Origin of the sequence: Nonomuraea gerenzanensis (assembly GCF_020215645.1) — a bacterium.
Lineage (GTDB): Bacteria > Actinomycetota > Actinomycetes > Streptosporangiales > Streptosporangiaceae > Nonomuraea > Nonomuraea gerenzanensis.
In genome coordinates this window covers 6333662-6345793 of the sequence record NZ_CP084058.1, presented here as the reverse complement: position 1 = coordinate 6345793, position 12132 = coordinate 6333662, and the positions used below count along the sequence as shown (strand labels likewise).

General features: G+C 73.5%; 10 protein-coding genes. 2 read left to right on the top strand and 8 right to left on the bottom strand.

Annotated elements, in window-relative coordinates; genetic code table 11:
- Positions 1 to 5: 5 nt before the first annotated feature.
- From LCN96_RS29630 to LCN96_RS29600, 7 genes are all read right to left on the bottom strand, one after another.
- Positions 6 to 2228, bottom strand: coding sequence for a glycoside hydrolase family 31 protein (locus LCN96_RS29630; RefSeq protein WP_225265702.1), 2223 nt, complete (start codon positions 2226 to 2228; stop codon positions 6 to 8).
- A complete protein-coding gene (locus LCN96_RS29625; protein ID WP_225265701.1) occupies positions 2225 to 3379 on the bottom strand; it encodes a glycoside hydrolase family 15 protein in 1155 nt (384 codons plus the stop codon). Before LCN96_RS29625 ends, LCN96_RS29630 begins: the two co-directional genes overlap by 4 nt.
- A 42-nt stretch (positions 3380 to 3421) precedes the next feature.
- Positions 3422 to 4687 carry an ABC transporter substrate-binding protein gene (locus LCN96_RS29620; protein ID WP_225265700.1) on the bottom strand — a complete coding sequence of 422 codons (1266 nt, stop codon included), beginning with the start codon at positions 4685 to 4687 and terminating at the stop codon, positions 3422 to 3424.
- Positions 4688 to 4700: 13 nt separating this feature from the next.
- Positions 4701 to 5507 carry a carbohydrate ABC transporter permease gene (locus LCN96_RS29615; protein WP_225265699.1) on the bottom strand — a complete coding sequence of 269 codons (807 nt, stop codon included), beginning with the start codon at positions 5505 to 5507 and terminating at the stop codon, positions 4701 to 4703.
- Entirely contained in the window at positions 5500 to 6441 is a 942-nt protein-coding gene (locus LCN96_RS29610) for a carbohydrate ABC transporter permease (protein ID WP_225265698.1), read from the bottom strand. The genes LCN96_RS29615 and LCN96_RS29610 overlap by 8 nt, the downstream gene beginning before the upstream one ends.
- Before the next feature lie 40 nt (positions 6442 to 6481).
- Positions 6482 to 7723: an ROK family transcriptional regulator gene (locus tag LCN96_RS29605; protein ID WP_225265697.1), complete on the bottom strand. Its 1242-nt coding sequence runs from the start codon at positions 7721 to 7723 to the stop codon at positions 6482 to 6484.
- Positions 7724 to 7822: 99 nt separating this feature from the next.
- Positions 7823 to 9319, bottom strand: a complete 1497-nt coding sequence (locus tag LCN96_RS29600) for a DUF1349 domain-containing protein (protein WP_225265696.1) — start codon at positions 9317 to 9319, stop codon at positions 7823 to 7825.
- A 131-nt stretch (positions 9320 to 9450) separates the two neighbouring features.
- Here LCN96_RS29600 and LCN96_RS29595 point away from each other — a divergent pair, with 131 nt between their 5' ends.
- Together LCN96_RS29595 and LCN96_RS29590 are read left to right on the top strand one after the other, a co-directional pair.
- A complete protein-coding gene (locus tag LCN96_RS29595; RefSeq protein WP_225265695.1) occupies positions 9451 to 10116 on the top strand; it encodes a response regulator transcription factor in 666 nt (221 codons plus the stop codon).
- Complete coding sequence (locus LCN96_RS29590) at positions 10113 to 11225, top strand: sensor histidine kinase (RefSeq protein WP_225265694.1); 1113 nt, start codon at positions 10113 to 10115, stop codon at positions 11223 to 11225. The genes LCN96_RS29595 and LCN96_RS29590 overlap by 4 nt, the downstream gene beginning before the upstream one ends.
- A 59-nt stretch (positions 11226 to 11284) precedes the next feature.
- Here LCN96_RS29590 and LCN96_RS29585 read toward each other — a convergent pair whose 3' ends face one another.
- A complete protein-coding gene (locus LCN96_RS29585) occupies positions 11285 to 12094 on the bottom strand; it encodes an isocitrate lyase/PEP mutase family protein (RefSeq protein ID WP_225265693.1) in 810 nt (269 codons plus the stop codon).
- Between the last annotated feature and the right edge of the window lie 38 nt (positions 12095 to 12132).

Here is a 12132-nt window from a genome sequence, read left to right as displayed (position 1 = left end):
TCCTCTCAAACGGTGAACACGGGGGAGAGACGGGTCCAGTGCTCCGCCGCGCACAACACGGGCGGGCGGTCGAGAGGCGCCGGCAGGCTCACCGTCCGCCCGCCGGCCAGCACGCGCCCGGTCCAGACGTCGATCCAGCCACCCTCCCTGTCAGGGAGGTAGACGGACGCCTCGCTGATACCCGGCTCCGTCACGGGCGCGACCAGCAGCGCGTCACCGAGCTGGTACTGCAGCGGGTGCCGCCACACCTCCGGGTCGTGCGGATGCTCGAAGAACAGGCCGCGCATCAGCGGCGCCCCGCCCGCCGTCGCCGCCCGCGCCTGCTCGGCCAGGTACGGCACCAGCCGCTCGCGCAGCTCGGCCAGCCGCCGGAACACCGGGATCACCCGCTCGTCGCCGGTCTGGGCGGCCACGTTCCAGGGCGTGCGGTCCCTGACGGGCGTGCGGTGGTGGTTGAACTCGGAGTGGTACTGCATGATCGGCATGAACGCCGAGGCGCCCGCCGCCCGCAGGTAGAGCTCCGCGTCGGGCACCGGCCCCGAGAAGCCGGCCAGGTCCCAGCCCCAGTAGACGATCCCGCAGGCCGAGGCCGTGATCCCGGCCCGGATCGAGGACCGGAACGCCTCCCACGTCGAGTCCTCGTCGCCCGCCCAGAAGGCGCCGTGCGGCTGCGAGCCCGCGAACCCGGCCCGGCTGAACGTCACCGGCGCCTTGCCGCAGGCCCGCAGCAGGTCGCCGAACGCGCGGGCGTAGTGCACGGGGAACAGCCCGTTGCCCGCCGCCCCGTCACGCCCGTCGGCGTAGCGCAGGTCGTGACCCCAGGCGTGCTCGCCGCCGTCGGTCTTGAACCCGTCCACGCCGACCTCCTCGACCAGGTAGCGCCGCTTGGCCGTCCACCAGTCGCGCACCTCCTGCGAGGACAGGTCGGGCATCAGCGCCAGCGGGAACCACCAGCCCCGGTTGCGGTAGGGGCGGCCGTCGGCCTCGCGCACGCCGTACCCGCGCTCGACGAGCTGCCGGGCGTCCACGGCGGCCTGGTGGCGGGGGTGGGGGCGCATCTTCTGCAGCGGGATCTGCCACAGCAGCACCTTGACGTCCCTGCGGTGCAGCTCGTCCACCAGGCCCTTCGGGTCCGGCCACGGGCCGTCGGCGGGGAAGGTGTAGTCGGCCAGCCGGTGGGGCTCCTGCGACGGCTCGTACGCGGCGCCGCGGAACGCCGTGAACGTCGTCTCGTCGCTCCACGCCTCGATGACCAGCGCGCCCACCGGGATGCCGTGCTCGCGGTGCCGGTCCATCTCGGCCAGCACCCGCTCCTGCGTGTTCCACTCGTTGCCGCTGGCCCACAGCCGGAACACCCACTCCGGCAGCTCCACCGGGCGGCCCACGTCGCCGAGGAACGCGCCCAGCACGTCCGCCGGGCGCTCGCCGTCGTAGAAGCGCACGCCCAGCTCGCCGTCCCGGCCGGTCTCCGCCTCGACCACGATCCGGCCGGGCCGCGACGCGGCCACGTCGTACCAGGTGCGCCGCGAGGTGCGGGCGTGCCAGCCCCAGCTCGCCGCGCCGCCCACCACCATCGCGTACGGCATCGGCAGGTACGTGCGCCCGTGCCTGCCCTGGGCCTTGTACTGCTCGAAGACCACCGCGTCCAGGGTGCGGCCCCGCTGGTCCACGGCGTCGAACCGCTCGCCGAAGCCCACCACGTGCTCGTCAGGGGCGAGCGCCAGCTCGAAGCGGACCCGCAGCGGGCCGTCGCCGTCGGCGAGCCAGCGCACGCTGCCCGGCACGATCCTGTCGGCGCCTGTGATCTCCAGCTTGCCGCCCGCGTCCGTCCAGCTCGCCGCCGTCACCTCGAACCAGCGCGTGGTACGGGTGGCGCCGCCGGCCGTCGTGGCACGGAAGCGGTAGGTGTAGCGGGCGCCCGAGCGGAGGGCGGGGGTGCGCACGGCCCAGGAGCCGGCGGCGGCGCGGGCGGCCCGCGCCTGAGCGGCGGCCAGGTGCCCACCGTCCACCACCCCGGCCTCCTGCCCGTCTGGCCCGTCCTGCCTGGTCAGGGTCAGTTCGGCGGGCGGAGCGCCGTCCACCGACCAGGCGCACACCACCGAGACGACGCCCGCCGACGCGCGCACCCGCAGCTCCACACTCTCGCCGTCCAGCGGCCGGGCGGGGACGCGCTGGTCCTCGGTCTCGGCGTAGGGGTGCCCCGAGCCGTGGGGCCGGTGCCGGATCACGCCGTCACCCCCAGCTCGTCGGCGAGGATCAGGTACATGCCGTGCGACCACAGCAGCGGCGTGGCCACCGGGCCCCACCGATCCAGCCACTCCTGCCGCCGCTCCGGAGCCAGCAGCAGGTCGGACACCTGCTCGGGCAGATCGCCCGCCGGGGTCGCCTGCGCCGCCATCCACTCCAGGTAACGCCCGGCCTCCGCCCGCCGCCCCGCGCGGGCGTGGTTCCAGCCGAGGAACCCGGCCAGCAGCAGCCACCGCCCGCCACCGTAGAAGGTGTCGTCGAGGTAGCGGTACACGCCGCCGTCGCGGGCGAGCTGCCGCTCCACCTCGGCGACCGTGGCCTCGCCGACCGGATGCCCCGCCGGGTACAGCCCGAACGGCTCGACACAGGCCAGCAGGCTGCCGTCCACCGCGTCACTGCCGAGCCACTTGCGCAGGTGCCCCTGCCCGCCCGGCCCGCCCGAGCCCGGCCCGCCCGAGCCCGGCCCGCCCGAGCCCGGCCCGCCCGCGGCCTGGCCGCTGACGCCTTCCCGTGCCACGAGGCCGGCGATGCCCTCGACGGCCTCGGTCGCCGCCGCCGACTCCGCCGGGCTCAGCACGCCGAGCGCGACGGCGGCCCGCAGGCCCGCGTGGATCGAGCCGAGCGTCGCCACGTGCCGGTGCTCGACGTGCTCCTCCCACCAGTCGTAGCAGGGCACCTGCCAGAACGCCGTCAGGTAGCGGACCGCCGTCCTGACGCCCTTCTCGGCGCCGGCCACCGCCCCGCCGTGCCGGACGACGTGCTCGCGCAGCGCCCACAGCCACGTGCCGTACCCGTCGAGCTGGAAGTCCCACCAGTCGTCGTCGCCGTCCACGCCGTCCAGCGTGAACCGGGTCGGCAGCATCTCGGCCGCCGTGACCGCCTCGCCGCGCGCCGCGCGGGACACCAGCACGTCCACCTGGCCCGCGCGGTCGCTCACCACCCGGGCGCACCAGGCGTGGAAGGCGTCCGCGCCGGTCACGTCGCCGTGCCTGCTCACCCCCTCGGCGATGAACGCGCCGTCGCGCAGCCAGGAGTAGCCGCGGTAGGCGGAGAAGGTGGGCGAGGCCGGGTAGGCCCCTGAAGGCGCCTGCAAACTCTTGATCACGTCGAGGCTGTGCGCGACGAGGGACAACGAAACTCTCCTGAATGCGTAGAAAGCGTAGAAAGGGAACGGCTAGCCGAGCAGCGCGTCTACTTCGGCGGCGGCCGCCTTGAGCGCGTCCTCGACGCTCTTGCGCCCGGCCGCGGCCTCGCCGAGCTCCTTGGTGACCGCGTCCTGCATCTCCTGCTGACGCTTGATCACCGGAGGCAGCGCGATGGACTTGAGCGAGTCGAAGACCGCCTGCCGGTTGGCCGGCTTCGGGTCCTTCAGGTAGCCGGACAGCACCTGCTGGTCGGAGACCGGCGGCAGCTCCCACGACGACTGGATGCGGGTGGTGGCCGCGGTGTCGGAGGCCGACAGGAACCGGGCCCAGGCCCAGGCCTGCTTGCCGTGCTTGGTGGTCGAGGAGGCGGCGACCGCGTTGTGGAAGACGGCGCTGGCCTTGGCCGAGTCACCGGGCTCGACGACGACGTCCCACTCGAACGGCACGTCCTTCAGCCCGGCGAACTGCCAGATGCCGTTGTGCCACATGGCGAGCTTGCCGGACTTGAACAGGTTCGTGTCGTAGTCGGCCGTGCCGCCGATCTCGGCCTCGGTCGGCATCGTCTTGCCCACCTTGGACACCAGCCAGGTGGCGGCCTTGACGCCCTCGGGGCTGTTGAAGGTCGACTTCTTGCCGTCGGCCGACAGGAACTCGCCGCCCGCCTGCTCGAGCGTCTTGTAGAACTCGAAGAACTGCACCGGCTGGAAGTCGCCGTAGACGCCCTTCTTCTTGTCGGTCAGCTTCTCGGCGGCGGCCTGCTCGTCCTGCCACGTCCAGTCGGCCGTCGGCACGGGCACGCCGGCTTTCTCGAACAGGTCCTTGTTGTAGAAGAGCACGACCGTGGAGAAGGAGGCGGGCAGCGCGTACTGCTTGCCGTCCTGCTTGAAGGCGTTCAGCGACTCCTGCGCGTACACCGAGGTGTCGTTGTCGCCGGCGACCGTGGCGAGGTCGAGCAGGGAGCCGGCGCTGGCGTAGGTGACGAAGTTCTCGTAGTTCAGCTCGAAGGTGTCGGGCGCGGTGCCGCCGGCGATGCTGGTCTGCAGCTTGGTGAAGTACTGGTCGAAGGGGGCGGTTTCGACGACCACGTCCACGTTCGGGTTCTCCTTCTCGAAGGCCTTCTCGATCGTGTCGAGGTCCTTCACGTGATCGGGCGCGGCGGAGAAGGTGAAGTACCGCAGCGTCACCTTGCCGCCGGCCTCGGCGGTGGTGCCCCGGGTGGCCGATCCCTGCGAGCAGGCGGTGGCGAGCAACGCGGCGGCTGCGACGGCGCCGACGATCTTGATGTGTCGTGACATGGGGGGATTCCTTCTACTTGAGCCCGCTCTGCGCGACGCTGGCGATGACATGCTTCTGCGCGAAGACGTACAGGATGAGGATCGGGACGACGCTGACGACCGAGCCCGCCATCACCACGTCCCACTGCGTGGTGAACTGGCCGTGCAGGGTCGCCAGACCCAGCGGCAGGGTCATGAACTCCGGCGACTTGATGATGATCAGCGGCCAGAGATAGCTGTTCCAGCTCGCCATGAAGCCGAAGATGGCGAACGTGGCCAGGGCCGGGCGGATCAGTGGCAGCACCACCGACAAGAAGATGCGCAGATGCCCGGCGCCGTCGAGCACCGCCGCCTCGTCGAACTCCCTGGGCACCTGGTTGATGGCCTGCCGCAGCAGGAACACCCCGAACGCCGAGGCGATCGTCGGCGCGAGCAACGCGAAGTACGTGTCGACCAGGTTGAACGCGCGCATCTCGATGAACAGCGGCACGACCAGCACCGGCAGCGGCATCATCAGCGTCGCCAGGTAGACCGCGAACAGCGCGCCCCGCCCGGGGAAGGGCAGCCTGGCGAACGCGTAGGCCGCCATCGCGCTGGTGACGAGCTGCAACATGGTGGAGGCGGCGCCGATCCAGGCGCTGTTGAGCACGATCCGCCAGAAGGGCAGCGTCTCCAGCAGCCGCCCGTACGCGTCGAGGCTCGCGCCCTCGGGGGTGAAGTCGGGCGGCACCGCCAGCACGGCGTCGCTCGGCGTGATCGAGGTGATCACCGCCCAGCCGAACGGGAACAGCATGACGAGCGCGCCGACGCCCACCAGCAGGTACCGCAGGACCTTACCCATAGGTCACCCACCTCTTCTGGCCGCGGATCTGCACGATCGTGACCAGCAGCACCACCGCGAACAGCAGCCACGACAGCGCCGAGGCGGCCCCGGCCCGGCCGTAGCGGAAGGTCAGGTCGTAGATCTGCGAGACCACCACCTGCGTCGCGCCGCCAGGCCCGCCGCCCGTCATGATCTGCACCTGGTCGAACACCTGGAAGCCGTTGATCAGCGAGATCACCACCACGAAGAACGTCGAGGGCGACAGCAGCGGCAGCGTGATGTGCCGGAACCTGCGCCAGGCCGTCGCGCCGTCCACCATGGCGGCCTCCTGATACTCCCGGGGGATCGCCTGCAGCCCGGCCAGCAGGATGATCATCACGAAGCCCAGGTCCTTCCAGGCCGAGGCGAGGATGATCGACGGCATCGCCCAGTCAGGGTCGGTCCACCAGCCGGGGCCGCTCACGCCCACCAGGCCCAGCGCCCAGTTCACGATGCCGCTGGCGGGGTTGAGCAGCCACTTCCACATCAGCGCCACGACCACCCAGCTCGTGATCACGGGCAGGAAGTAGATGCCGCGCAGCAGCCCGCGCGCGGGCATCGCCCGGTTGAGCAGCACCGCCAGGCCGAGGCCGCCGAGGTAGACCAGCGGGAGGTAGCCGGCGATGAAGGAGAGCGTGTGCAGGAACGCGGCCCGGATGTCGGGGTCGCCGAGCAGCTCGGCGTAGTTGCCGAGGCCGACCCAGCGCATCTCGGTGATGAGGTCCCACTCGTGCAGGCTCGTCCAGAACGAGCCGACCATCGGGACCAGGGTGTAGAGGGTCAGCGGCACCAGGCTCGGCAGCAGGAACAGCGCGACCGTGCCGGCGTAGCGCCACCGGCCGCGCCGCTTCGGGCGCGCGTGGGTCACCGGCGCCTCGGGCGGCGCCTGGGGCAGGGCTTGCCGGACGCTCATGCACCGCCTCCGATCAGCCGGGCGCCGAGCAGAGCGGCGTTCATGAGCCGGCCCCGATCAGGCGGGCGCGAACCAGGCGGCCCTGCTCGCCCGCCGCTCCGGCGGAGTCGAACGGGGTGGCCAGCACGAGGGCCGCCGCCCCCTGCGCCCAGCTCGTGTCGTCCCAGCTCTCCACCTCCACGGAGATGTCGCGCCGCCCCGGGTACAACTGCGCGCGCAGGGCCGGCTCGAAGCCCGCCCGCCACAGCGGCCAGTCGGCCGTGCCCTCACCCAGCACCACCACGACCTCCGGGTCCACCACGTTGATCAGCCCCGCCGTGGCCCGGCCCAGGATCGCCCCGGCCTCGGCGAACACCTCCCGCGCGGCCACGTCCCCGCCCGCCGCGGCCCGCCCCAGCGCGGCCACCGCCCCGAGCGGGTCGTGCACGTCCGCCAGGCCGTCCACCCCCGCCAGGCCGTTCCCCGGACCCTTTCCGGCGCGGGCGGCGGCCAGCAGCCCCGCCGACCCGACGAACGCCTCCAGGCACCCCCGGGCCCCGCACCCGCAGGGCGGCCCCTCAGCATCCACCGGCAGGTGACCGAACTCACCGGCCCCGCCCCGTGCCCCCCGGTAGACCCGCCCGTCGGCCACGATCGCCGCACCGACACCCCGCCCGATCGTCACCACGAGGAAGTCGCTGTGCGTACGCCCCCGCCCGTACAACCGCTCGGCCGCGGCCAGCGCGTTCACGTCGTTCTCGACCAGGACGGGCAGGCGCAGCCGGCGGCGCAGCCGCTCGCCCACCGGCATCGCCTGCCAGCCGAGCGTCGGCGCGTTCACGGTGCCGACGGCCTGGTCGTCCACGCTGCCCGGCACTCCCACCCCGACGCCCAGCAGCGGCGGCACCCCGGAGATCTCGCGGACCACGGACTCCACCGCGTCCGCCAGGTGCTCCAGCGCGTCGGGCGCCGCCGGGTCGTGGGGTCGTTCCCAGGAGCCGAGCACCTCGCCGTCGAGCCGTACGTCCACCAGCACCAGGTGGTCGGCCGTCACCTTCACCCCGAGCGCCCGCCCGGCACTGCCCACCAGCCCGAGCCGCTGGGCCGGACGGCCGCCGCGTGACGGCTTCAGGTCCAGCTCCTCGAGCATGCCGTGCCCGATGAGCTCCTTGGTGAGCTGTGTGACGGTGGCGGGGCTGAGATCGAGCTCGCGGGCCATCTCGCTGCGGCTCAGCGGGCCGACCGTGCCCAGGAGGGCGAGGATCGCCGTTCTGGTGAGGTCGCCGCGGTCAGTGCCTGCCATGTGAGGACTTTCTTTAGGAATAAAGTTAGTGGTGAAGATACTGAGGGGCGGCCATCCTCCTGTCAAGACGTCGAAACCTTCCTGAAACCGAACCCGCTCTCACGCGATTCGTCCCCGCGCGAGCCTGCCGCGGTGCGCCACCATCGCCGTCCCGAGGGCGACGGCGGCGAACCCGCAGGCCACGGTCAGACCCGCCGCCGGTGCGAGCGGGTGGTAGCCGCCGAGCAGCGACGGGTGCACGTCCACGTGCGCGAACGTGGGCACGCTCTGCGTGACCGCGAAACCGGCGGCGGGCGTGACCACCAGCAGCCACGGCGCCACCCCCGCGCTCGCCACCAGCTGGGGCAGCACCACCAGCCCGACGGCCAGCCCGGCCCCGGCGACGGCCCGCCTGAGCAGCGCGGCCAGGCCCAGGGCCAGCACGGCGGCCACCGCCGTCAGCGCCGCGTGACCGGCGATCACCCGCAACCCGGTGCCCAGGCCGATCGGCTGGATCGGGTTCTGGTGGACGCGCAGCAGCGCCAGACCGGCCGGCACCACCACCCCGGCACTCACCAGCCCCGTCACGAACGCGACCACCCCGGCCACCGTGGCCCTGGCCGCCAGCAGCCGGGCAGGACCCTGGCACCCCACCGTCCTCGGGTTCCCCGCCGTACCGAAGGTGGCCGCCGCCACCAGCACCGGGATCAACCCCAGGGCCCCGCCGATCAGCATGAGGTCGGCACGCAGCCCGCCCTCCACCGTGGCGGGCCCGATGTCGCCGCCTCCGGTCACGACGAGCCTGCCGCCGGACTCGACGGCCCCGCCCGGGTGGTGCGGGGTCCTGCCGTCGGACTCCAGCGCGACACCGACGTCGTCGTGCCGCCACGCGCCGTTCGCACCCTCCACCTCGATCTCGTCGAAGGTTGCGGTGACCTGGGAGAAGGCCGACGCCGACTCCCACAGAGCGCCCGGCGACGTGGCGAACATGCCGATCTCGACGGTCGGCGGCAGGCCGGCGAGCCGCACCGTGCCGATCTCGGTCCACCGCTCGCCATCGTCCGACTCGTAGCCCGTGACGATGTCGCCCGACCGGGTCAGGCGCAGCCACTGCGGGCCGTTGTGCGGGCCGCCCGGCAGGTCGTGGACGTAGTTGTGCTGCATCCGCACGCCGTGCTCCCCGGTCAGCATGACGGCGGCGTACGGCGTGCCCTGCCGGAGACTCTGCCTGATGAGGAGCCCGGCCTTGGCCCACGGCACCACGCCCTCCTCGACGTTGCGCACCCCGGGCACGGCGTCCGGCAGCCGCAGCCGCCCGGCCAGATGCGAGACGCGGGCGGTGACGCCGCCGTCCCCGGTGAGCGGCTGGTGCACGAAGAAGTACTTGTCCCTGACGGCGGTGCCGTCGGGCCCCACCAGCGGCGCCGGGCAGGGGCCCTCGCCCTTGCCCGTCACGCAGGTGCTGCGGGCACCCCCGGCCACCAGCAGCCCGAGCGACACCGTGATCAGTACGGAGGCCGCCAGGGCGACCAGCCGGCCCCGCGAGGCACAGAAGGAGGCCCACTGCACGCGCAGCAGCCCCAGGAACCGGGAGCGGCGAGAGGTCACTGAGATCATGTCGACGGTTGTAGGCCGAGCCCGGTTCCGGCACCGTCGCAGCGGCTGCGACCGGCTTGGAACCCGGCATCTGGCATCGTGGGCGCCATGTCACCCCGTTGCACCCGCACACCGGCCGGCGGTGAGGGCCGGTGAGGGTTCTCGTCGCCGAGGACTTCGAGATCCTCGCCCGTTCCATCGGAACGGGGCTGCGCCGCGAGGGCCTGGCCGTGGACGTCGTCCTGGACGGCGCCGCGGCCCTGGAGCGCCTGGCCGTCACCCGCTACGACGTGGTGATCCTCGACCGCGACCTGCCCGGCGTGCACGGCGACGAGATCTGCCGGCGCCTGGCCGGTGGCCGTTGCGGGACCCGCGTGCTGATGCTCACCGCGTCCGGCACGATCGAGGACCGCGTCGCCGGGCTCAGCCTGGGCGCCGACGACTATCTGCCCAAGCCGTTCGCGTTCGCCGAGCTGGTCGCCCGCGTCCGCGCGCTGGCGCGGCGCGCCACCCCGCCGCTGCCGCCCACCCTGGCGCGCGGCGACCTGACCCTCGATCCGGCCCGCCGCGCCGCGTTCCGGGCCGGCCGGCGCCTGGAGCTGAGCCCCAAGGAGTTCGCGCTGCTCGAATGCCTGCTCGCCGCGCCGCCCGGCCTCGTCCTGTCGGCCGAGGAGCTGCTCGAACGGGTCTGGGACGAGGCCGCCGACCCCTTCAGCAGCGCCGTCAAGCACACCATGCACCGCTTACGCGCCAAGCTCGGCGATCCGCCGGTGATCGAGACCATCCGCGAAGGCGGCTACCGCCTCGGGCCGTCATGACGTCCCGGTCACCCGCCAGGAGGTCGCTGCGCAAGCGGCTCGCCCTCGCCTACGCGGCCGGCATCTACGCCGCCGGGGTGTTCGTGCTCGTGCTGGTCGATCTCCCGCTCGCCACCATCGACGCGACCGTCCCCAGAGGCGGCCCCGCCCCCGAGGCGGGCACCGGGCCGGGCATCGCCCTGCCCCAGCTCCTCATCGGATCCGCCGCCGCCCTCGTCCTGCTGATCCCGCTCGCCCTGGCACTCGGCTGGTACGTCGCCGGCCGGTTCCTGCGGCCACTGCGCGCCATCACCGCCACCGCCCAGGTCATCTCCGCCGGCGACCTCGACCGGCGCCTCGGCCTCGGCGCGCCGGTGGACGAGCTGACCGAGCTCGGCCACACGCTCGACGACCTGTTCGCCCGGCTGCAGGCCGCCTTCGACGCCCAACGCCACTTCGTCGCCAACGCCTCCCACGAGCTGCGCACCCCGCTCGCCGGCCTGCGTACGCTCCTCGAAGTCGCCCTCGCCGACCCCGACGCCGACGCGGACACCCTGCGCGCGGCCTGCCAGGACGCCCTGACCCTCGGCGAGCACCAGGAGCGGCTCGTCCAGGCGCTGCTCGACCTGGCCACCAGCGAGCGCGGCGTCACCCGCCGCGCCACCCTCGACCTGGCCCACGTCGCCGGGCGGGTGCTCGCCTCCCGCCGCGACCAGGCCGCCCGGCGGGGCGTCCGCCTCACCGCGCAGCTCGCGCCCGCGGTCACCTCAGGCGACCCTGGGCTGGTCGAGAGCCTCGTCGCCAACCTCGTCGACAACGCCGTCCGCCACAACGAGCCCGCCGACGGGCACATGGAGGTCAGCACGCGGACGCACGGCACGCAGGCGGTCCTCACCGTCACCAACAGCGGTCCTGTCATCCCCGCAGAACAGGTCCCGCGGCTCTTCCAGCCCTTCCAGAGGCTGGCACCCGACCGTCACGGCCGCGCCGACGGCCACGGGCTCGGCCTGGCGATCGTCCAGGCCGTCGCCCGAGCCCACCACGCCGCGCTCACCACCACCGCACGTCCTGATGGCGGCCTGTCCATCACCGTGCGGTTCGCGCCCGGCCCGCACCCGGGCCGCCCCTGACGCCTGAGGGCGCCGCTCCTCGCCCCGCCGCCGGGCCCCCAGCCGCGCGGCCCCGGCGCTCAGCGTCCGAACGGGTTCCCGCCCGCCGCGACCGCCGCGAACATCGCGGCCCCCGACGTGTCGTACAGATGCCGCTGCAGGGCAGGCCCGAAGCTCACCCGCGCCACACCGAGCGCCCCCAGCTCACCCAGCCCCAGCCGCCCGTTCGCGTAAGCCACGTTGACCGCACCGGGCACCCCCTCCACCACCGCCCGGATCACCTCCCCGGCCAGCCCGCCGATCGGGTAGACGCAGTCCGCGCCGGCCGCCAGGTACCGGGCGCCGCGGTCGAGCGTGCCCGCGAGCCGCTCCTCCGGCGAGCCGGCGGCACGCAGGAACAGGTCCGTACGGGCGTTGATCACCAGATCCACACCCTGCGACACCGCCGCCTCCCGCACCGCGGACAGGAAGTCGGCCTGCTCGCCCGCGTCCACCATCACCCCACTCGCCGGATCGGAGTCCTCCAGGTTCAGCCCGGCGGCCCCCGTGAGCGCGAACCGCTCGACCAGCTCGGCCGGCGCGAGCCCGTAGCCGCGCTCGAAGTCGACCGTCACCGGGACCCGCACCGCGCGGGCGATCCGGCCGGCCGCGGCCAGCATCTCGCCGACCGGAGCCCGCTCGCCGTCGTCGTACCCGAGCACGGCGGCCGTGGCGGCGCTGCTCGTGGCCACGGCCGGGAACCCGGCCGCCTCCGCCAGCCGCGCCGAGGCGGCGTCCCAGGCGTTGGGCAGCACGACCGGATCACCCGGCACGTGCAGCTTGCGCAGGACGGCGGCCTGCTCCAGCGGCGACGGGGCACCGCCGGCCGCCGCGCGAGACGTGTCACTCATCTTCGGCTCCCTCACTGATTCCGGTCACGAGCGGATCC

What these genes read in the sequence shown, in the direction of transcription:
- LCN96_RS29620 (WP_225265700.1), bottom strand. Translation starts at nt 4,687, where the DNA reads ATGTCACGACACATCAAGATCGTCGGCGCCGTCGCAGCCGCCGCGTTG.
- LCN96_RS29615 (WP_225265699.1), bottom strand. Translation starts at nt 5,507, where the DNA reads ATGGGTAAGGTCCTGCGGTACCTGCTGGTGGGCGTCGGCGCGCTCGTC.
- LCN96_RS29610 (WP_225265698.1), bottom strand. Translation starts at nt 6,441, where the DNA reads ATGAGCGTCCGGCAAGCCCTGCCCCAGGCGCCGCCCGAGGCGCCGGTG.
- LCN96_RS29605 (WP_225265697.1), bottom strand. Translation starts at nt 7,723, where the DNA reads ATGGCAGGCACTGACCGCGGCGACCTCACCAGAACGGCGATCCTCGCC.
- LCN96_RS29600 (WP_225265696.1), bottom strand. Translation starts at nt 9,319, where the DNA reads ATGATCTCAGTGACCTCTCGCCGCTCCCGGTTCCTGGGGCTGCTGCGC.
- LCN96_RS29590 (WP_225265694.1), top strand. Translation starts at nt 10,113, where the DNA reads ATGACGTCCCGGTCACCCGCCAGGAGGTCGCTGCGCAAGCGGCTCGCC.
- LCN96_RS29585 (WP_225265693.1), bottom strand. Translation starts at nt 12,094, where the DNA reads ATGAGTGACACGTCTCGCGCGGCGGCCGGCGGTGCCCCGTCGCCGCTG.